Source organism: Micromonospora acroterricola, assembly GCF_003172955.1.
Taxonomy (GTDB): domain Bacteria; phylum Actinomycetota; class Actinomycetes; order Mycobacteriales; family Micromonosporaceae; genus Micromonospora; species Micromonospora acroterricola.
On the sequence record NZ_QGKR01000282.1, the window covers coordinates 1 to 17,504 of the forward strand.

Annotated in this window: 16 protein-coding genes; 7 read left to right on the top strand and 9 right to left on the bottom strand. The window is 73.3% G+C overall.

Annotated elements, in window-relative coordinates:
* Nucleotides 1-28 precede the first annotated feature (28 nt).
* On the bottom strand, nucleotides 29-856 hold the full coding sequence (locus tag DKT68_RS24730) for a hypothetical protein (protein ID WP_201749174.1): 828 nt from the start codon (nucleotides 854-856) through the stop codon (nucleotides 29-31).
* 98 nt (nucleotides 857-954) lie between these two features.
* On the opposite strand from DKT68_RS24730, the gene cofD reads away from it, so the two are divergent.
* Together cofD and DKT68_RS24740 are read left to right on the top strand one after the other, a co-directional pair.
* Nucleotides 955-1,902, top strand: coding sequence for a 2-phospho-L-lactate transferase (gene cofD, locus DKT68_RS24735; protein WP_109819782.1), 948 nt, complete (start codon nucleotides 955-957; stop codon nucleotides 1,900-1,902).
* Entirely contained in the window at nucleotides 1,899-2,987 is a 1,089-nt protein-coding gene (locus tag DKT68_RS24740) for a coenzyme F420-0:L-glutamate ligase (RefSeq protein WP_109819783.1), read from the top strand. Before cofD ends, DKT68_RS24740 begins: the two co-directional genes overlap by 4 nt.
* Nucleotides 2,988-3,003: 16 nt before the next feature.
* Here the strand turns inward: DKT68_RS24740 and DKT68_RS24745 are convergent, their stop codons facing one another.
* Nucleotides 3,004-4,002 carry a winged helix-turn-helix domain-containing protein gene (locus DKT68_RS24745; RefSeq protein WP_109819784.1) on the bottom strand — a complete coding sequence of 333 codons (999 nt, stop codon included), beginning with the start codon at nucleotides 4,000-4,002 and terminating at the stop codon, nucleotides 3,004-3,006.
* Between the two features lie 302 nt (nucleotides 4,003-4,304).
* Nucleotides 4,305-5,357, bottom strand: coding sequence for a hypothetical protein (locus DKT68_RS24750; protein WP_109819785.1), 1,053 nt, complete (start codon nucleotides 5,355-5,357; stop codon nucleotides 4,305-4,307).
* Nucleotides 5,358-5,396: 39 nt separating this feature from the next.
* Between DKT68_RS24750 and DKT68_RS24755 the strand changes: the two genes are divergently transcribed.
* On the top strand, nucleotides 5,397-6,014 hold the full coding sequence (locus DKT68_RS24755) for an NUDIX hydrolase (RefSeq protein ID WP_109819786.1): 618 nt from the start codon (nucleotides 5,397-5,399) through the stop codon (nucleotides 6,012-6,014).
* Here the strand turns inward: DKT68_RS24755 and DKT68_RS24760 are convergent.
* Together DKT68_RS24760 and DKT68_RS24765 are read right to left on the bottom strand one after the other, a co-directional pair.
* On the bottom strand, nucleotides 5,983-7,074 hold the full coding sequence (locus DKT68_RS24760; protein WP_109819794.1) for a mannose-1-phosphate guanylyltransferase: 1,092 nt from the start codon (nucleotides 7,072-7,074) through the stop codon (nucleotides 5,983-5,985). The genes DKT68_RS24755 and DKT68_RS24760 overlap by 32 nt on opposite strands.
* A gap of 62 nt (nucleotides 7,075-7,136) precedes the next feature.
* Nucleotides 7,137-8,282, bottom strand: coding sequence for a glycosyltransferase family 4 protein (locus tag DKT68_RS24765; protein ID WP_109819787.1), 1,146 nt, complete (start codon nucleotides 8,280-8,282; stop codon nucleotides 7,137-7,139).
* Nucleotides 8,283-8,436: 154 nt separating this feature from the next.
* Here DKT68_RS24765 and DKT68_RS24770 point away from each other — a divergent pair, with 154 nt between their 5' ends.
* Nucleotides 8,437-9,126, top strand: a complete 690-nt coding sequence (locus DKT68_RS24770) for a TIGR03089 family protein (protein WP_109819788.1) — start codon at nucleotides 8,437-8,439, stop codon at nucleotides 9,124-9,126.
* Nucleotides 9,127-9,178: 52 nt separating this feature from the next.
* On the opposite strand, the gene DKT68_RS24775 is transcribed toward DKT68_RS24770, so the two are convergent.
* Nucleotides 9,179-11,161 carry an acetoacetate--CoA ligase gene (locus DKT68_RS24775; RefSeq protein WP_109819789.1) on the bottom strand — a complete coding sequence of 661 codons (1,983 nt, stop codon included), beginning with the start codon at nucleotides 11,159-11,161 and terminating at the stop codon, nucleotides 9,179-9,181.
* Nucleotides 11,162-11,319: 158 nt separating this feature from the next.
* Entirely contained in the window at nucleotides 11,320-11,838 is a 519-nt protein-coding gene (locus tag DKT68_RS24780) for an acyl-CoA thioesterase (RefSeq protein WP_109819790.1), read from the bottom strand.
* 23 nt (nucleotides 11,839-11,861) lie between these two features.
* Between DKT68_RS24780 and DKT68_RS24785 the strand changes: the two genes are divergently transcribed.
* Complete coding sequence (locus DKT68_RS24785) at nucleotides 11,862-12,527, top strand: hypothetical protein (RefSeq protein ID WP_109819791.1); 666 nt, start codon at nucleotides 11,862-11,864, stop codon at nucleotides 12,525-12,527.
* A 96-nt stretch (nucleotides 12,528-12,623) separates the two neighbouring features.
* Here DKT68_RS24785 and DKT68_RS24790 read toward each other — a convergent pair whose 3' ends face one another.
* Together DKT68_RS24790 and DKT68_RS24795 are read right to left on the bottom strand one after the other, a co-directional pair.
* A complete protein-coding gene (locus DKT68_RS24790; RefSeq protein WP_109819795.1) occupies nucleotides 12,624-13,844 on the bottom strand; it encodes a multidrug effflux MFS transporter in 1,221 nt (406 codons plus the stop codon).
* Nucleotides 13,845-14,151: 307 nt separating this feature from the next.
* The gene (locus DKT68_RS24795; RefSeq protein WP_109819792.1) at nucleotides 14,152-15,321 is read right to left on the bottom strand and encodes an acyl-CoA dehydrogenase family protein; all 1,170 of its coding nucleotides are present in this window, start codon (nucleotides 15,319-15,321) and stop codon (nucleotides 14,152-14,154) included.
* A 250-nt stretch (nucleotides 15,322-15,571) separates the two neighbouring features.
* Here DKT68_RS24795 and DKT68_RS24800 point away from each other — a divergent pair, with 250 nt between their 5' ends.
* Both DKT68_RS24800 and DKT68_RS24805 read left to right on the top strand, forming a co-directional pair.
* The gene (locus DKT68_RS24800; protein WP_109819793.1) at nucleotides 15,572-16,999 is read left to right on the top strand and encodes a UDP-glucose dehydrogenase family protein; all 1,428 of its coding nucleotides are present in this window, start codon (nucleotides 15,572-15,574) and stop codon (nucleotides 16,997-16,999) included.
* Between the two features lie 151 nt (nucleotides 17,000-17,150).
* Nucleotides 17,151-17,504, top strand: a 354-nt coding sequence (locus DKT68_RS24805) for a hypothetical protein (protein ID WP_146218431.1), incomplete at its 3' end; no start/stop codon positions are given.

The window sequence follows — 17,504 nt, forward strand, 5'->3', positions numbered from 1 at the left end:
GGCCCGCTCCTGGTCAGTCGGCCCCCGGTCAGCCCGGCGGCGCGGGCGGCGCGGACGGCGAGGCAGGGTTGACCGGCGGCGCGGACTGCGGCGCGGCCGGGAACGGCGGCGCGGACTGGGGGAACGGCGGCGCCGACTGCGGGAACGGCGGTGCGGACTGCGGCGCGGGCTGGAACGGCGGCGAGGGCTGGCCGTACTGGCCGGGGAACTGCGCCGGCGGGTAGCCGCCGGGCTGACCGGGGGCCGACTGACCAGGAGCGGGCCATCCACCCGCCGGCTGGCCGCCGGGCTGACCCGGCGCCGGCCAGCCGCCCTGCTGCTGCGGCCAGCCGGGCTGTGGCTGACCGTAGACGCCCGGCTGCGGCTTCGGCCGGGGTACGTAGTAGAGGGTGCGCCAGATGGTGTAGACCACCCAGGCGGCAGCCGCGAAGATCATCAGCCAGGCGAACCGGGTGAGCACGCCGAGCAGGGCGTCGAGCACCTCGGCCTCGGCCAGCCGGCCCACCGTCCAGATCAGCATGGTCAGCGTGCCGAGCAGCGCGCTGACGGCGTACTCGCCGAGGGCCACCTGCGTGATCAGCTTCGCCTTCGGCAGCACCGGCGAGACGTGGGTGGCGAGCAGCACCGCCACCACCGGCAGGGCGACCGCCTCCACCCCGATGAACGCGAAGAAGGCGCTGCCCGCACGATCGGTGAAGGAGCTGTAGTCGTTCGGGCTGATCAGCCGGAGCAGGCCCACGAAGAGGAACACGGCGTTGCCGGCGAGCAGCGCGAGCGCAACCAGTTCGCGTAGTGGCTTGGTCAGCTGACGGGCCTGCGTCGCGTCGGTGGACGCTGGCTCGGCGGGGCTGGTCACGAGCTCCCCCTCGGGGCGTGGACGGACAGGGCGCACGTGAGCCTAGTCTCCCGGGCCACCGGCGGACCGGAGGCGTCACGTGCGCGAGGATGGTCGACATGCGCATCGTGGTTCTGGCCGGCGGCATCGGCGGCGCCCGGTTCCTGCTCGGCGTCCGGGCGTACGCCCGAGAGGTCGGCGCCGAGGTGACCGCCGTCGTCAACGTCGGCGACGACCTGTGGCTGCACGGGTTGAAGATCTGTCCCGACCTGGACAGCGTCATGTACACCCTGGGCGGCGGCGCCGACCCGGAACGGGGCTGGGGCCGGGTCGGGGAGAGTTGGACGGTCAAGGCGGAGCTGGCCGCGTACGGGGCGGAGCCGACGTGGTTCGGCCTGGGCGACAAGGACATCGCCACCCACCTGGTGCGCAGCACCATGCTCAATGCCGGCTACCCGCTGCACTCGGTCACCGAGGCGCTGGCGACGCGCTGGGAGCCCGGCGTACGCCTGCTGCCGGCGACCGATGACCGGCTGGAGACCCACGCTGTCGTCGATGGGGACCAGGGTCAGCGGGCGATCCACTTCCAGGAGTGGTGGGTGCGGTACCGGGCCGACATCCCGACGCACAGCTTCGTCTTCGTCGGCGCGGAGACGGCGAAGCCGGCGCCCGGGGTGCTGGACGCGATCGGCACGGCCGACCTGGTGCTGATCGCGCCGAGCAACCCGGTGGTGAGCGTCGCGCCGGTGCTGGCCGTGCCGGGGTTGCGCGAGGCGGTGGCCGATGCTCCGGCGCCGGTCGTGGGCGTCTCGCCGATCATCGGTGGCGCGCCGGTCCGCGGGATGGCCGACCGCTGCCTCGCCGTGCTCGGTGTCGAGTGCAGCGCGGCCGGTGTGGGCCGGCTCTACGGCGGCCGGGCGGCCGGCGGGTTGCTGGACGGCTGGCTGGTGGCCGAGGAGGACGCGGACACGCTGGTGCCGGAGGTGACGGTCCGCGCGGTTCCGTTGCGGATGACCGACGAGGCGGCGACGGCGGCGATGGTCCGCGCCGCGGTGGAGTTGACGTGAGGCTGGAGATCCTGCCGGTGCTGGGCATCGGCCACGTGACCGAGGGTGACGACCTGGCGGCGCTGATCGCCACCGCCGCGCCCTGGCTGCGCGACGGCGACGTGCTGGTGGTCACCAGCAAGATCGTCTCCAAGGCTGAGGGGCGGCTGGTCGACGTCCCGGCGGACGGGCCGGAGCGGCTGACGGCGCGCGACGAGGTGCTGGCGTCCGAGACGGCGCGGGTGGTGGCCAGCCGGGGTGCGACGCGGATCGTGCAGACCCACCACGGTTTCGTGATGGCCTCCGCCGGCATCGACGCCTCGAACGTGGACAAGACCCGGCTGGTGCTGCTGCCGGTGGACCCGGACGCCTCGGCCCGGGCGCTGCGGGCCGCGCTGCGGGAGCGCTACGACCTGGACGTCGCGGTGATCATCAGCGACACGATGGGTCGGCCCTGGCGCAACGGGCTCACCGACGTGGCGCTCGGCGTGGCCGGGATGCCGGCCATCCGCGACCACCGGGGCGAGATCGATCCGTACGGCAACGAGCTGCAACTGACCGAGATGGCCGTGGTGGACGAGCTGGCGGGCGCGGGCGAGCTGATCAAGGGCAAGTGCGACCAGGTGCCCGTCGCGGTGGTGCGCGGCTACCTCTCCGCCGCCCGCCCGGACGACTCCGGCGGCGCGCGGGCACTGGTCCGCGACGCCGCGCAGGACCTCTTCTCGCTCGGGACCGCGGAGGCCCGGGCAGCCGGGCTGGCCGACGCCGCCACCCTGACCGACGCGCCCAGCTCGACGCCGGCCGACCCGGCCGTCGCCCGGAGGGCCATCGACGCGGTGGCCGATGTGGTCGCCCCCGGCACGGTCTTCACGCTGGTCGACGAGGCGGAGGTACGCGCCGGGCTGATCGCCAAGGTGCCCGGCTGGCCGGACGGCGCCACCGCCCTGGTGCTCGGCTCGCCGCCGGCGCCGGTCGACCCGATGGACCTGGTCCGCTTCGGCGCCGACCTGCACCGGCTGCGCGTCGCCCTGGCCGCCGAGGGCATCGGGTCGGTCCTGCTCCCACCGCCCGACGGCAGTCCCGCCAGCGCCACGCTCGCCCTCTGACGGGCGGCCGGCCGGGTCAGGCGTCCAGCATGGCCCGGCCGAGCGGGGTCAACGTGTGCAGCACGGTGTTGCGGTCCCGCTGGCTGACCAGCAGGCCGGCGTTGCGCAACACGGTGGCGTGCTGACTGGCCGCCGCCGGTGAGATGTTGAGCCGGCGGGCCACCTCGCCGGTGGTGCAGCCTTCGTCGCTGGCCTGCAACACGGCCGCCCTGGTCCGGCCGAGCAGGGCGGCGAGCGAGTCGGGGCCGGCGCCCGGCACGGCCGGGCCGGCGCCGTCGGCCGACGCCAGCGCGCCCAGCCGGTCCACGCGGTAGACCAGCACCGGCGGCAGCGCCGGATCCAGCAGGGCGACCGGGGTGGCCGCACAGAAGTACGACGGCACCAGCAGCAGCCCCCGGCCGTCCAGGTGCAGCTCCCGGCTGTGCGGGTAGTCGCGGACCTCGAGCACCCCGCCCTCCCAGCGCATGGCCGGGCGGAGGCTGGTCAGCAGCCCCTCCATGCCACCGTCGAGCAGAGCCCGGGCCCGACGGGTCCGGTCCGCGGCCACCGCGGACTGGATCCGGCTCCAGTACGGGCTGATCGCCAGCGACCGGTACTGCTCCATCGACTCGGCGAGGTGACTGAGCACCTCCACCTCGCCCCGGGCCAGCGCGCTGGCCGAGGACGGCAGGTTGTTCTCGGACGCCAGCACGCTCAGGTCCCGGTGCAGCCGCTCGGTGGGGGTGCTGCGGACCGCGTCCAGCCCGGCCTCGAAGCCGTCGAGGCTGGCGTACGGGGTGAGGAAGTCGGGGAAGTAGCCGCGCGGCGGACTCAACGCGAAGAGCAGCCGGAGCTGGTCGGAGGCGGCGTCCTGGCGCAGCCCGCGGGACACCGTGCGCCGCCAGTTGTCCATCAGCGGATCACGGCCACGGCCCTGCAACAGGTGCAGGCTGAGGACCAACTCCCAGACCGGGTCCGCCGCCGGCGCCACCCGGGTCCGGAGGATGTCCTCGCCAGAAAAGTGGATCTTCAGCATGCAGCGCTCCTGAGCCGCCGGGCAGGGGGATGCCGGACGACTGTTCGACTCTACCTGCCCGGCACTTATCTCCATCTTTAAGCCTGAGCTGAAAAACCTCGACGCTCCCGGACCCGGTTCGGCATGCTTCCAGTGCCCGAGCACGGCACCGGCGCGTCGCGTACGCACCGATGCCGAGGCGCCGGGGCCGGGGGAGGACCGGTGATCGGGCGGCACCACGAGGGTCTGCGGCCCTTGCTCCGCAGGGGTGCCGTCCGGTCACCCGCGTCTCACCCTGTCGTCGACGCAGCTCGACGCCCGGCTCAGCCGACCCAGAGCGCCACCCGGTGGTCCTCGTCGGTGACGTAGAAGGGCCGCCCATCCAGCTCGGCCAACCCCTCGACGTGGTGGAACGGCGCGAGGTCGGCCACCAGTTCCCCGGCGAGCCGGTGTCGCCCCGGGGCGGCGACATCGCCGTTCGACAGCCGGAACCGGACGTGCCGCGAGGTCACCTCGCCGCCACCCGGATGGTCGTCGAGCAGCACCGAGCCCTTGCCCAGCGCGTCGATCGAGCCGATCACGGCGGCGTAACCACCGTCGGAGGTCGGGCTGATCGCCCGGAACCCGGTCAGCTCGCCCGACGGGGTCACCCCGGTCACCGCGTACACCCCCAGCGCCGACGGCCAGGCCGGCTCCGCCGCGAACATGCCCGGCACACCGGTCACCTCGACCAGGATCGGCTCGCCGGCCTCGGTGACCGGGAACCGCAGCCCCAGCAGCACCGTGCCCGCCGGGGTGAAGGCCGCCGCCTCGACGTTCAGCGGCAGGTCGTCGGGGGCAAGCCGGCTCACCCAGCTCTTCTCCCGGGCGGTCCCCCGGGCCAGGGTCTCCACGATGAACCGGGCCCGCACCCGCTCCCCCGGCGGCAACGGCGTCAGCGGTGCCGCGACCAGCGCGTCGTTCACCGCCCGGTGCAGCCGGAACCGGTTGCGCACCACGTGCACCCGCAGCGGCCCGGTCGCCGCGTCGTCCTCCCGGAACCGGGCCACGAAGGCGCGTCGGGGGCGCAGCGGCCCAGCCTTGGAGCCGAAGTGGGAGCCGAAGACGTACACCCAGCCGTCGTGGTGGGCGAGCGCCTCGCCATCCTCGGTCCGGCCGTTCTCCACACCGGCGTCCGCCACGACGTGCCGGGCGGTCCACTCGCCGTCGTCGAGCTCCAGCAGCAGGGCCAGGCAGCGCTCCACCGGCCCCTCGTCCAGCACGGTCCAGAAGCCCCGTCGGGCGCCGTACGCGCGCAGCAACGCCGCCGACCGCACCGGCAGCAGATCGCTGGCCTCGTTGCCGGCCACCAGAAATTCGAGGAGTCGCAGGGTCACCGCAGCAGCGTACGGAGCGCGCGCTCGTAGAGTGGTGGGGTGCCCGACACCGCGCTCACCGGACCCGCCGCCCACCCGACCGACCCCGAGGCGTACGCGGCGCTGCACGCCGACGCCACCGCGCTGCTCGCCGGCTGGCAACCCACCAGCCCCACCGCCGCCGCCGCGCGGGACCGGACCCTCGATCTGCTCGCCAGCGGCCCGGTCGCGATGAGCCGGCCGCACCTCCCCGGGCACGTGACCGCCAGCGCACTGGTGCTGGACTCGACCGGCTCGCGGGTGCTGCTCTGCCTGCACGGCAAATTCGGCCGCTGGGTGCAGCTCGGCGGGCACTGCGAGCCCGGCGACCAGACGCTGGCCGGCGCCGCGCTGCGGGAGGCCACCGAGGAGTCCGGGATCGCCGGCCTGCGCATCGACCCGGTGCCGATCGACGTGGACATCCACTCCGTCGCCTGCCAGGGCGGCTCCCTGCACCACGACGTGCGCTTCGCCGTGCTCGCCCCGCCCGGCGCGGTGGAGCAGGTCAGCGACGAGGCCGAGGCACTGGGCTGGTTCCCGCCGGACCAGCTCCCCGAGCCGCTGGCCGGCGGGACCGTGCAACTGGTCGCGCCGGCCCTCGCGGCCCTCAGACGTAGCCCTCTTCGCCCCGCTCCTTGAGCTCGTCGACCAGGGCCTTGACGTCCTGGGCCCGGTCGCGCGGGCAGACCAGCACCGCGTCCGGGGTGTCCACCACGATCAGGTCACGCACCCCGATGGCGGCCACCAACCGACCGGACTGCGGCACCACCACCAGGTCGGCGCAGTCGCGCAGCAGCACTCCCGGCTTGGCGTCGGTGCCGAGCACCACGTTGCCCGCGGCGTCGGCCGGCAGCACCTCGCCCAGGGTGTGGAAGTCGCCGACGTCGTTCCAGCCGAAGTCGCCGGGCACCGTGGCCACCCGGCCAGCCGTGGCCGCGCCCTCCATCACCGCGTAGTCCACGGAGATCTTCGGCAGGGTCGGCCATACCGTGCCGAGCACGTCGTCCTGCTCGGGGGTGCCCCAGGCGGCGGCGATCGCGGTGACCCCGGCGTGCAGGGCCGGCTGCTGGCGCAGCAGTTCGGCGAGGAACACGTCCACCCGCCAGACGAACATGCTCGCGTTCCAGAGGTGCCGGCCGGAGCGGACGTACGCCTCGGCCACCTCGGCGCCCGGCTTCTCCTTGAACTCCGCCACCGGACGCCACGGGGAGCCGTCGGTCGGGTCGCCGGTCTCCAGGTAGCCGTAGCCGGTCTCCGGCCGGGTCGGGGTGATCCCGACCGTCATCAGCATGCCCTGCTCCGCGCCGCGGATCGCCTCCCGGACCGTCCGTACCCACGTCTCCGGGTCGCCGATCAGGTGGTCGGCGGCGAAGCTGCCCATCACCGCCTCGGGATCACGCAGTGCGATCACGGCGGCGGCCAGCGCGATCGCGGCGCAGGAGTCCCGGGGCGAGGGCTCGACCAGGATGTTCTCCTCGGGGACCCCGGTCAGCTGCCGGGCCACCGCCGCGACGTGCGCCGCGCCGGTCACCACCAGGGTGCGCTCCGGTGTGGCCAGCGGCGCGAGCCGCGCCACTGTCGCCTGGAGCAGTGAGGCGTTGGAGCCGGTCAGCGGGTGGAGGAACTTGGGGTGACCGGCGCGGGACAACGGCCACAACCTCGTGCCGCTGCCACCTGCCGGGATGACCGCATAGAGCATCCGCACATCATGCCCGACGGACCCCGGCTCGGTGGGCGGGTCGCCGCCGGGCGCCCGGACGGTCACGAGCGGGCGCGGCTCCAGGCGGCGATGTGCACCTCGGCGCTGGACTCCCAGGTGAACTCCTTGGCCCGGTCGAAACCGGCCTTGGCCAGCGACAACCGGCGCTGCTCGTCGTCCAGCAGGGCGGCCAGGTCCGTGCCGATCTGCTCCGGGTCCTCCGAGGTGTACGCGACCGCGTCGCCGCCCACCTCGGGCAGCGAGAGCCGGGGCGTGGTCAGCACCGGGGCGGCGCAGGCCATGGCCTCCAGGATCGGCAGCCCGAACCCCTCGCCGTAGGAGGGGTAGGCGGCGACCAGCGCGCCGCCGAGGAAGCCGGGCAGGTCGCCGTAGCGCAGGTAGCCGGGACGCAGCAGCCGCAGGTGCGACGGGACCTCGGCCACCGCGCGGTCGATGTCGTCGTCGTGCCCCTGCCCGCCGGCGATCACCAGGGCCGGTGGGTCGACCCGGTCGGCCACCGCCTGGGCCCAACCACGGATCAGGTTCGGCACGTTCTTGCGCGGCTCCTTGGCGCCGAGGAAGGCGACGTAGCTGCTGTTGCCCAGCCCCAGCCGGGCGCGTACCCGGGCCTTCTCCTCCTCGCTGGGCGCGTGGAACGCGGCGTGGTCGACGCCGTGGTACGCCACGTCGATCCGGGTCGGGTCGGCGTCGAGCAGCCGGATCAGCTCGTCCCGGGTGGCCTTGCTGGGCACGATCACCCGGTCGGCGCGGCGCAGCGAGGTCTTGATGGCGCTGCGGAAGAAGGTGCGGCGGGACTTGTCGTAGTGCTCCGGCTCGGTGAAGAACGTCGCGTCGTGCACAGTGACCGTAACCGGGCACCCGGCCCGCAGCGGGCAGGTGTAGAAGGGCGAGTGCAGCACGTGCGCGCCCACCTGCTGGGCGAGCAGTGGCAGGCCGGTCTGCTCCCAGGCGAGCCGGGCCGGGCGGTGTGCCACGGCGGCCGGGGCCGGGATGATCTCCGCGCCCGGCAGCATGCGGGTGTACCGCTCCAGGTCGGTGCGGAGGCTGACCACCGCCAGCTCCACCCCCGACCCGCACACCTTGCCGAGGGCACCGAGCAGACCGTCGACGTATCGACCGACACCACCACGGTCGGCGGGGACACTCGTGGCGTCGATGAGCACGCGGGGCGGGCGACCGGCGGTCACGGGGCGACTCCTTGTACTGGCGGGTCTGTGGGGAACAACACTCCGGGGGCCAAGCCTACGCCGGAGCACGGGGGCGACGCTGACTGCGACCCGACGGTACGCCGACTTGTCATCGTCTTCGAGTACGGCCCACGGAGGCGTATCGTTCGCGCCGATGGCCGACAACATTGCCCGGGTGTTCGCCGACGCGATCGCGACCGACCCGACCCGACCGTTGCTGACCTGGTACGACGACGCCAGCGGCGACCGCACCGAGCTTTCCGGCGCCACCCTGGCGAACTGGGTGGCGAAAACGGCCAACCTCCTCGTCGACGAGGTCGCCCTCGCCCTGGGCGACCCGGTGGGCGTGCTGCTGCCGCCGCACTGGCAGACCGCGGCGGCGCTGCTGGGCTGCTGGTCCGCCAAGCTGAGCGTGGTCGACACGCCGGGCGACGTGGACGTGCTCTTCGCCGCCGCCGACCGCCTCGACGAGGCGCAGTCCTGGTCCGCCGGCGAGCGGTACGCCTTCGGACTGTCCCCGCTCGCGGCCCCGCTGCAGCAGGTGCCACCCAGGTTCGCCGACTACGTGGTCGAGGTGCGCCGCCATGGCGACCACTTCGCCCCGCAGCCCGGGCCGGGCCCCACGGACGGTCCGCTGCTGGCCCGCGCCGAGGCCCGCGCCGCGGAGCTGGGCATCGAGCCCGGTGCCCGGATCCTGATCGACGCCGCCCGCTACCCCGACCCGGTCGACTGGCTGCTGGCCCCCCTGACCCGGGCCGCCACCGTGGTCCTCTGCGCCAACCTGGACCCCGCCACGATCCCGGCCCGCCTTGCCACGGAGAAGGTCACTCACACCCTCCCGTGACCCGTCCACCGCGCCTCGGTGCGTGGACGAGTGAGCCGTCACGCAGGGGCATTCAGGCGGGCGTGTTGTCGGTGGCGCGGCGCTGGGCGAACGCGGCGAAGGCGGTCAGGGACTCGGGATTGGCCAGGGCACCCTTCGCCGCCGCCGAGTCGACCGGGGTGCCGGTAAGGATCTTCTTGACCGGGACCTCCAGCTTCTTCGCCGAGAGGGTGCGGGGCACCGCGCGCACCTGGTGGATCTCGTCGGGCACGTGCCGGGGGGACAGCGCCGTCCGCAGCTCGCGGCAGATCTTCGCGCGCATCGGGTCGTCCAGGTGCAGGCCCTCGGCGAGCACCACGAAGAGCAGCAGCTCGCCCGCGCCGCCCTCGTCGTCCTCCAGGTGGACGACGACCGAGTCGACCACCTCGTCCAGCCCCTCGACGACCGAGTAGAACTCGGCGGTGCCCAGCCGGACACCGCCACGGTTGAGGGTGGCGTCGGAGCGGCCGGTGATCACGCAGCCGCCCCGGTCGTTGATGGTGATCCAGTCGCCGTGCCGCCAGACACCCGGGTAGACGTCGAAGTACGCCTCCCGGTAGCGGGTGCCCGCCGGGTCGTTCCAGAAGCCCACCGGCATGCTGGGCATCGGCTCGGTGATCACCAGCTCACCCAGCTCGCCGATCACCGGCGTGCCATCGGCCGAGCGGGCCTCCACCTTCGCGCCCAGGGCGCGGCAGGCGATCTCGCCGGCGTACACGGGCAGCAGCGGCACGCCGCCGACGAAGCCGGTGCACACGTCGGTGCCGCCCGAGAGCGACTGGAGCTGGAGCTGGTCGCCGACGGTCTCGTACACCCAGTGGAAGCCCTCGGCGGGCAGCGGCGCGCCGGTGGAGCCGACGCCGCGCAGCGCGGACAGGTCGGCGATCTCCCGCGGGACCAGCCCTGCCTTGCGGCAGGCCAGCAGGAACGGCGCCGAGGTGCCGAGGTACGTGGTGCCGGTTTCGGCCGCCAGCCGCCACAGCCCGCCCAGATCGGGGTGGGCCGGGTTGCCGTCGAAGAGCACGATGGCCGCGCCCACCGCCGGGCCGGAGACCAGGAAGTTCCACATCATCCAGCCGGTGGTGGTGAACCAGAAGAACCGGTCGGCCGGACCCAGGTCGTGGTGCAGGGCGAGCATCTTCAGGTGCTCCAGCAGGATGCCCCCGTGGCCGTGCACGATCGGCTTGGGCAGCCCGGTGGTTCCCGAGGAGTAGAGCACGTACAGCGGGTGGTCGAACGGCACCGGCGTGAAGGTCAGCGGCTCGTCGGTGGGCGCGGCCAGATCGGCCCAGCCCAGGGCTCCCTCAGGTAGGGCGCCTTCCGGGTCCAGGTAGTCGATGCTGACGGTGTGCCGCACCGACGGCAGGGCGGCCCGGATGGCGGCGACCTCGGCGCGGCGGTCCACCGGCTTGTCGCCGTACCGGTAGCCGTCCACGGCGACCAGCACGGTCGGCTCGATCTGCTGCCAGCGGTCGGTGACGCTGCGGGTGCCGAACTCGGGCGCGCAGGACGAGAAGATCGCACCCAGGCTGGCGGTGGCGAGCAGCAGGACGTACGTCTCGGGGATGTTCGGGGCGTACGCCGCCACCCGGTCGCCGGCGGTGACGCCGAGCCGGCGCAGCCCGGCCGACACCCGGCGGACCTGCTCGCGCAGCTCCGCGGCGGTCAGCGTGACCGGCGCCCGGGTCTGCCCGTGCGCGAGCACCACCGGGTCGTCGTCGACACGCCCCGGCATCCGCAGGACGTTCTCCGCGTAGTTGAGCGTGGCCCCGGGGAACCAGCGCGCGCCGGGCATCCCGCGCTCGGCCAGGGTGGCGGTCGGCGGGGTGTGCGCCACCACCTCGAAGTGGTCCCAGATCGAGCGCCAGAACGTGTCCAGGTCGGTGACCGACCACTGCCACAGTGCGTCGTAGTCGGCGAAGTCCAGCCCACGGTGCTCCCGCAGCCAGCGCAGGTAGTCGCCGATCCGGGACCGCTCGCGTACGTCCGCCGGCGGCGTCCACAGCACGTCACCCACTGCTCCACCCTCCCCTGGCCCGGCACGACACTGTGAATGGGCCGTGGCGCCATCTTGCCCTACCTCGAAGCGCCATTCTGCGCACCGGGTACGGCCACCGACGCGTGCCCATCCCACACTCCACCCCACCCACCCATGTGGGAAGCAGGGAAAACGCCTCAGCCGGCGCGGTGCGCCTGGATGGCGCGGCGGCGGGCGAGGCGGTGCGCGCGACGGATTTCGGCCTCCCGGTACCGGCGCTCGTCCTCCGGCGTCTCCGGGAGCACCGGGCGGACGGTGCGGGGCGCCCCGCCCACGTCCACCCCGACGAAGACCAGGTACGCGGTGGCCACCCGGACCGGAGCGTCCTCGGCGGAGTCCCACCGTTCGGCGACGACCCGGACGCCCACCTCCATGGACGTCTGCCCGGTCCAGTTCACCTGGGCGTGCGCGTGCACCAGGTCACCGACCCGGACCGCCTCGGAGAAGACGATCTCGTCGATCGCGGCGGTCACGGCGGTCCCGCCGCTGTGCCGTGCGGCGGCGGCCCCGGCCACGTCGTCGACGAACTTCATCAGAACTCCGCCGTGCACGGTGCCGTAGAGGTTCACGTCCACGGCGGTCATGATCTTGCTCAGGGTGACCCGCGAGTACGACGTCGGCTTGCCGGTCGGAGCGGCGGAGGGGTGCTCGGTCATGCCGGAAACGGTACGGTGCGCGGATGCGACATCTCTGGAGCTTCCTCGCCGGGCTGGTGGTGGTGCCCATCACCTGGGTGCTGGTCACACTCGGGCAGGACGGGTCGAGCCGGACGGTCGACCGCTGGGTGGAGATCGGCACGTTCAACACCGCCAACCTGATCGAGCCGGCCGTGTACCTCGGTGTCGGCGGTGTCCTGCTGGGCCTGCTCGGCACACTGCGCGTCTCGCCGCTGGGCCCGCTCGTGGCCGGGCTGCTGCTGGTCACCCCGTACGTCGGGATGTTCGTGGCGCCGTTCGAGGTGCGGGACGCGATCCCGCACGGGTGGAAGGTGTTCGGCGATCCGCTGCCGCTGCGGCTTCCGGTGGAGAACGGCACGCTCTTCCTGATCGGCCTGCTGCTGTTGATGGCCGTGTTCAGCAGGCACCGCTGGCAGCAGTGGCCGCGCCCGGCGACCGAGCCGACCGCCGCGCCAGCGCCGGCGGGCGGCCCCCAAAACGACGACTTCACCATGACCGACTGGCCGTCCCCCGAGCCCGCCGAGCGCGACGCCGCTCCGCTCACCCTGGGCTACCCGGCCGACCCGACGCCGACCGACCCGCTGCCCCGTCGGGTGGGCGGCGAGTCGCCCTGGTCCGCGCCGCCTCGGGGCCAGCCGCGACCCGAGGACACCACCGAGATCCGCTGATCGTCGGGCGGGCCGGGTGACCGGCCCGCCCCCAAGCCCACCGTGCGACGTGGACGGGCCGTCGACCCTGTGCGGTGCGGCACGGCCAGCACCGCCCTAGTGCAGGGCGACGGCCAGGTCCGGGTCGACCGTGCCGAGGGCGGCGCGGGGTACGACGAAGAGCATGACCAGCGTCGCCGCGGCCATGCCGCCCGCGATCACGATCGCCATCGGCACGCTTCCGGTGCCGAACAGGCCCGCCAGGGGCGCCGACAACGCGCCGACGCCGAACTGGACGGCGCCGAGCAGCGCCGCGGCCGTCCCGGTGGCCTCGCTGTGCCGGGTCATCGCCAGCGCCGGCGCGTTCGGCAGGGCGAGACCCGCCGCGGCCAGCACCAGCCACAGCGACGCGAGCAGGGTGCCCAGACCGCCGAAGCCGGTCACGGCGAACATGACCAGCAGCAGCCCGGCGGCCGTCCCGCCGATCAGGGCGCTGATCAGGATCTGCTGCGGGGTGTACCGGCGCAGCAGCCGGACGTTGAACTGGGTGGCCGCGATCAGGCCGACCGCGCCAGCCCCGAAGGCCAGGCCGAACTGCTGCTCGTCGAGGCCGTACTGCTCCTGGAGCACGAAGGACGACCCCGAGACGTACGCGAACAGGGCGGCCATGGCCAGCCCGGCGACCAGCACGAGACCGACGAAGGCCCGGTCGTTGAGCAGCCACCGGTAGTCGCGCAGGGCCGCTCCCACCCCGCCGTGGCGACGACGCGCGACCGGGAGGGTCTCCGGCAACCGCAGCGCGGCGACGACGATCAGCAGCGCGCCCAGCACCGCCAGCGCCGCGAAGACGCCCCGCCACTCGGTCCAGCGGAGCAGGCCGCTGCCCAGCGTCGGCGCGAGGATCGGCGCCAACCCCATGACCAGCATCAGCCGGGAGAAGATCCGGGCGAAGGCCGCGCCGCTGAACAGGTCGCGGACGACGGCCGTGGCGACCACGGTGGCGGCCGCGACCCCGAGCCCCTGCAGGACGCGCAGCACACCGAGCACGGCGATGTCGGGCGCGAAGACGCACAGCACGGAGGCCACGATGTGCGCGGCCAGGCCGGCCAGCAGCGGTACGCGCCGACCGACCACGTCGGAGAGCGGCCCGATCAGCAACTGGCCCAGCGCGAGCCCGAGCAGGGTGCCCGTGAGCGTCAACTGCACGGCGGTCTCGGTGGTGTGCAGGCCCGCCGTGATGGCGGGCAGCGCCGGCAGGTACATGTCGATGGTCAGCGGACCGATCGCGATCATCGCGCCGAGCACGAGCACGAGTTGCGCCCGCTGGCGGTTGGTCATCAGGTCGCCGGGCAGCACCTCGCGCCCCGTGACGGGTCCGTCGCTGGCGCCGACGCCGGTCTTCTCCACCAACTGCTTCATCATCTTTGTCTCTCTGCGGGGTTTTCAGACGTCGTGAGGCGTGCCCGACGTTGGGCAGCGAGGCGGACGAGCGGGCGGTGGTGGCGGGCGATCGGGCTCTGTGATTCTGTCTTCCCCCAACGTCGCAGAACCCTGTGACATGGCGACTGTGTGGGGACTCACGTACACACGACGACCGCCCCACCGCCGGGTGGCGGTGGGGCGGTCGGGCTCGATCAGGTGGAGGTCAGACGACGCCGCTGAGCAGCTGCCGCGCCATGACGATCCGCTGCACCTGGTTGGTGCCCTCGTAGATCTGGGTGATCTTGGCGTCCCGCATCATCCGCTCGACGGGGTAGTCCCGGGTGTAGCCGTAGCCGCCGAGCAGCTGCACCGCGTCGGTGGTGATCTCCATGGCCGCGTCCGACGCGAAGCACTTGGCCGCCGCGCCGAAGTAGGTCAGGTCCGCGTCGCCGCGCTCGGACTTGCCGGCCGCGGCGTAGGTGAGCTGCCGGGCCGCCTCCAGCTTCATGCCCATGTCGGCGAGCATGAACTGGACGCCCTGGAACTCGGCGACCGCCTTGCCGAACTGCCGGCGCTCGGCCACGTACCCCTTGGCGTAGTCGAGCGCGCCCTGCGCGATCCCGACGGCCTGGGCGGCGATGGTGACCCGGGTGTGGTCCAGGGTCCGCATCGCGGTCGCGAAGCCGGTGCCCTCCGCGCCGATGATGCGGTCCGCCGGGATCCGCACATTGTCCAGGTAGACCTCGCGGGTGGGCGAGCCCTTGATGCCGAGCTTCTTCTCCGGGGCGCCGAAGCTCACTCCGGCGTCGGACTTCTCGACCACGAAGGCCGAGATCCCCCGGGACCTGGCGGTCGGGTCGGTCACGGCGAAGACGGTGTAGAACTCGGAGACGCCGGCGTTGGTGATCCAGCGCTTCACGCCGTTGAGCACCCAGTGATCCCCGTCACGGACGGCGCGGGTGGTCATCGAGGCCGCGTCGCTGCCCGCCTCCGGCTCGGAGAGGCAGTACGAGAACATCGCCTCCCCGGCCGCCACCGGCGAGAGGTAGCGCCGCTTGAGATCCTCGGAGCCGGACAGCAGCAGCGGCATCGTGCCGAGCTTGTTCACGGCCGGGATCAGCGAGGAGGACGCGCAGGCCCGCGCCACCTCCTCGATCACGATCGCCGTGGCCAGGGCGTCCGCGCCCGCGCCGCCGTACTCCTCGGGGATGTGCGGTGCGTGGAAGTCGGCGGCCCGCAGCGCGTCGTAGGACGCCTTCGGGAACTCACCGGTCTCGTCGGCCTCGGCGGCGTACGGCGCCACCTTCGCCGTGCAGACCTCACGGACCGCCTCCCGAATCGCCTCGTGCTCCTCCGGCAACCGGTAGACGTCGAACGACTCCCCTGCGGCCATCTCGGCCCCTCCCCTTCACCGCTATCATGCGCAGTCTGTAGCCTCCCCTGACCGCCGACCGCGCAGACTGAAGGATAGCGACTGCAGTTCAGGTGGATGTTACCGGCGCGTAGGTAGCGGCAGGATGGCGTACCCACCGCGCTGAGCGATGATGGAAGACAGACAGTGAGCCACCCTCCGGTGCCCGGCAGGCGCCGCAGCAGAGATGCGACGCGACGAAGCGCCGCCAGTGCGAGCGGAGAAGACAGGCGTGACGATCCCCTACCCAGCCATCCAGCCGACCCCCGCGATCGCCGCGGTGAGCCCGCCCTCTGGCGCGCCCCGTCCGCGGGTGACCTTCCTGGGGACCGGTTACCTTGGTGCGACGTACGCCATCTGCTACGCCGAGCTGGGGTACGAGGTGCTCGGCTTCGACGTCGACGCTGACAAGATCGCGATGCTCAACGCCGGTCAGGTGCCGATCCACGAGCCCGGCCTGGACGAGCTGCTGAAGCGCAACCTGGCCGCCGGCCGGCTGCGGTTCAGCACCGACATCGCCGAGACCGCCGAGTTCGGCGACGTGCACTTCATCTGCGTCGGCACCCCGCAGCGCGCCGGCGGGATGGGCGCCGACCTGTCGTACGTCGAGGCGTCGGTGACCAGCCTCGCGCAGCACCTGACCCGCAAGTCGCTGATCGTCGGCAAGTCCACCGTGCCGGTCGGCACCGCCGAGTGGGTGGAGCAGCTGGTCGGCAAGCACACCCCCGGCGACCTGGGCGTCGAGGTCGCGTGGAGCCCCGAGTTCCTCCAGGAGGGCTTCGCGGTCGACGACGTGCTGCGTCCCAACCGGATCGTGGTCGGTGTGAAGAGCGAGTGGGCCAACGGCATGCTCTACGCCGCGCACAAGGGCGTCTTCGACCTGGCCGCCACCGAGGACCGCGAGGTGCCCCTGGTGGTCACCGACTTCGCGACCGCCGAGCTGGTCAAGGTCGCCGCGAACGCCTTCCTGGCCACCAAGATCTCCTTCATCAACGCGATGGCCGAGGTCTGCGAGGCCTCCGGCGGCGACGTCACCCAGCTCGCCCGCGCGATCGGCTACGACCCGCGGATCGGCAACCGCTTCCTCCAGGCCGGTCTCGGCTTCGGCGGCGCCTGCCTGCCCAAGGACATCCGGGCCTTCCAGGCCCGTGCGCAGGAGCTGGGCGCCGGCGAGGCGCTGCGCTTCCTGCACGAGGTCGACCTGATCAACCTGCGCCGCCGGACCCGGGTGCTCCAGCTCGCCGCGGACCTGCTCGGCCGCCGCTCCGGGCCGGCCGGCCCGGACTTCTCCGGCACCCGAATCGCGGTGCTGGGCGCGACCTTCAAGCCCAACACCGACGACGTCCGCGACGCCCCGGCGCTCGCCGTCGCCGCACTGCTGCAGAAGGCCGGCGCCGACGTGCACGTGTACGACCCGCAGGGCACCGAGAACGCCCGGCGCGCGGTCCCCGAGCTGACGTACGAGAGCGGCATCAACGAGGCGGTCACCGGCGCCGACCTGGTCTGCGTCCTCACCGAGTGGGCCGACTTCCGCAACGCCGACCCGGTCGCCCTCGGCGAGCTGGTCGCCGGCCGCAAGGTGGTCGACGGCCGCAACTGCCTCGACTCGGCACTGTGGACCCAGGCCGGCTGGGAGTACCGGGGCATGGGCCGCCCCTGACGGATCCGACCCCACCGGCCGGTCGCGGAGCACCCCTCCGTGGCCGGCCGGTGTCGTTGTTTGCCCCGGACCCGCCGACAAGAGTCGAAATCCGCGCCAGGTTTGGGCATGCTGCGACAGTGGGAGTCCACAGTGCGGGTGGAGGGGTGTCGTGGCGACCTTTCAGTGCTCCTCGTGCGGCCGGGAGATCAAGCCGGCCGTCCGCTGCCCGCACTGCGGGGCCGATCAGGCCCAGTGGGTCGAGCACCTGGCGGACATCGAGCGCTCGATCGCGGAGATGAAGGCGCGCGACGCCGCCATCGCCCGCGAGCAGCGGCAGATCGCCGCCAAGATGCAGGCCGCGCTCTTCCAGCGGGACATCCTCGCGCACGCCGGTGAGGAACGGCTCAAGCAGGCCACCCGGCCGCGCCGGGTGCTGCGCCGCCGTCCCGGTCGCCGGCCACCGACCGCCACCACCGGCGCCCCGCCCCGGGTGCCGCGTCAGGGCACCCCGCCGGGCCCGGAC

Excerpts from the sequence above, each read along its gene's own strand:
- DKT68_RS24745 (WP_109819784.1), bottom strand. The coding sequence starts at position 4,002 with ATGCTGAAGATCCACTTTTCTGGCGAGGACATCCTCCGGACCCGGGTG.
- cofD (WP_109819782.1), top strand. The coding sequence starts at position 955 with ATGCGCATCGTGGTTCTGGCCGGCGGCATCGGCGGCGCCCGGTTCCTG.
- DKT68_RS24795 (WP_109819792.1), bottom strand. The coding sequence starts at position 15,321 with ATGGCCGCAGGGGAGTCGTTCGACGTCTACCGGTTGCCGGAGGAGCAC.
- DKT68_RS24780 (WP_109819790.1), bottom strand. The coding sequence starts at position 11,838 with ATGACCGAGCACCCCTCCGCCGCTCCGACCGGCAAGCCGACGTCGTAC.
- DKT68_RS24790 (WP_109819795.1), bottom strand. The coding sequence starts at position 13,844 with ATGACCAACCGCCAGCGGGCGCAACTCGTGCTCGTGCTCGGCGCGATG.
- DKT68_RS24785 (WP_109819791.1), top strand. The coding sequence starts at position 11,862 with ATGCGACATCTCTGGAGCTTCCTCGCCGGGCTGGTGGTGGTGCCCATC.
- DKT68_RS24770 (WP_109819788.1), top strand. The coding sequence starts at position 8,437 with ATGGCCGACAACATTGCCCGGGTGTTCGCCGACGCGATCGCGACCGAC.
- DKT68_RS24760 (WP_109819794.1), bottom strand. The coding sequence starts at position 7,074 with ATGCTCTATGCGGTCATCCCGGCAGGTGGCAGCGGCACGAGGTTGTGG.